The sequence below is a fragment of the Brachybacterium sp. HMSC06H03 genome, assembly GCF_001807385.1.
Taxonomy (GTDB): Bacteria; Actinomycetota; Actinomycetes; order Actinomycetales; family Dermabacteraceae; genus Brachybacterium; species Brachybacterium conglomeratum.
In genome coordinates this window covers 1-1,698 of the sequence record NZ_KV788796.1, presented here as the reverse complement: position 1 = coordinate 1,698, position 1,698 = coordinate 1, and the positions used below count along the sequence as shown (strand labels likewise).

Annotated in this window: 1 protein-coding gene; it reads left to right on the top strand. The window is 73.1% G+C overall.

The genetic code is table 11. The features are described from left to right. Positions 1–162: 162 nt before the first annotated feature. Positions 163–1,557, top strand: a complete 1,395-nt coding sequence (locus HMPREF3159_RS08915) for an L-serine ammonia-lyase (RefSeq protein WP_070500707.1) — start codon at positions 163–165, stop codon at positions 1,555–1,557. The last annotated feature ends 141 nt before the right edge of the window (positions 1,558–1,698 follow it).

The window sequence follows — 1,698 nt, the reverse complement described above, 5'->3', positions numbered from 1 at the left end:
AGCCGCTCCGGCGCGCCGAGCCGCGGCCCGCGCCGGCACGGGGGACGATGATCGTCGTGCCGTGACGCGTCGGGGGAGAGCACCCCCGGTCACGGCACGCAGTGCCCGGCCGCACGCGCGGCGGGCGCGACCGACACGACGAGGACGTCGAGGAGGACTGCGGTGAGCATCAGCACGTTCGACATGTTCAAGATCGGCATCGGCCCGTCGAGCTCCCACACGGTGGGGCCGATGCGGGCGGCGGCGCAGTTCGCGCACGAGGTGCTCTCGGATCCGGAGACGGGTCCCCAGGTCGCCGAGGTGGAGGTCCACCTGTACGGCTCGCTCGCCGCGACCGGCGAGGGGCACGGCACCCTCTCCGCGATCGTGATGGGCCTGGAGGGCTCGGACCCGGAGACCGTGGACCCGGTCGCGGGCAGGGAGCGCGTCGAGCGGATCGAGGCCGAGGGCGGGCTGCTGCTCGACGGCCGGCTCGAGGTGTCGCTGCGACCCTCCTCGATCGTGCTGCACCCGCTGACCTTCCTGCCCCAGCACTCCAACGGGATGACCTTCATCGCCAAGGACGCGGGCGGCGCCGAGCTCGTGCGCCGTCCGATGTTCTCCGTCGGCGGAGGCTTCGTCGTCGACGAGGCGGACATGGACCGCTCGATCGCCGAGGTCGCCGCGGAGGACGAGGGCCGCACCATCTTCACCACCGGGGCCGAGCTGCTGCGGGTGTGCGAGGACCGGGGCATCTCGATCTCCGACGCGATGCTGCTGCGCGAGAGGCAGTGGCGGGACGACGAGGAGATCCGCGAGGGCCTGCTGAGGATCTGGCGCACCATGGACGACTGCATCCAGCGCGGCATCCGCACCCCGGGCATCCTCCCCGGCGGGCTCGAGGTCAAGCGCCGCGCCGCCTCCTGGTACGACTCGCTCTCCGCCGAGGACCCGGCGCGCCTGCCCATGAACTCCTTCGAATGGGTCTCCCTCGCCGCGCTCGCCGTGAACGAGGAGAACGCCGCCGGCGGCCGCGTCGTCACCGCGCCGACCAACGGGGCCGCCGGGATCATCCCGGCCGTGCTCTTCTTCGCGACCAACTACATCGAGGGCGTGGACCCCGACGAGATCGCGGTCCGCTTCCTCCTGACCGCCGGGGCGATCGGCTCGCTCTACAAGGAGCACGCCTCGATCTCCGGCGCCGAGGTGGGCTGCCAGGGCGAGGTGGGCTCGGCCTGCTCGATGGCGGCCGCGGCGCTGTGCGAGGTGATGGGCGGCAAGCCCGCCCAGGTCGAGAACGCCGCCGAGATCGCGATGGAGCACAACCTGGGCCTGACCTGCGACCCCGTCGGCGGTCTGGTGCAGGTGCCCTGCATCGAGCGCAATGCGATGGCGGCGGTCAAGGCGATCACCGCGGCGCGCTTCGCGCTGCGCGGCACCGGCGAGCACTTCGTCTCCCTCGACACCGTCATCGAGACGATGCGGCTGACGGGCAAGGACATGTCCGAGCGGTACAAGGAGACCGCCATGGGCGGGCTCGCGGTCACCGCGGTGCCGGTCAGCGTCCCGGACTGCTGAGCGGACCGTCCACCGGACCACCGCGTCCCGAGGGGCCCTCTCCCTCCGGAGCGGGCCCCTCGCCGTCGGGTCCCGACGGCGCCGAACTCGCCGCGCCCGGCGGCAGGAACCGCACCTCGCGGGGCACCGCCGCGGCGCCCA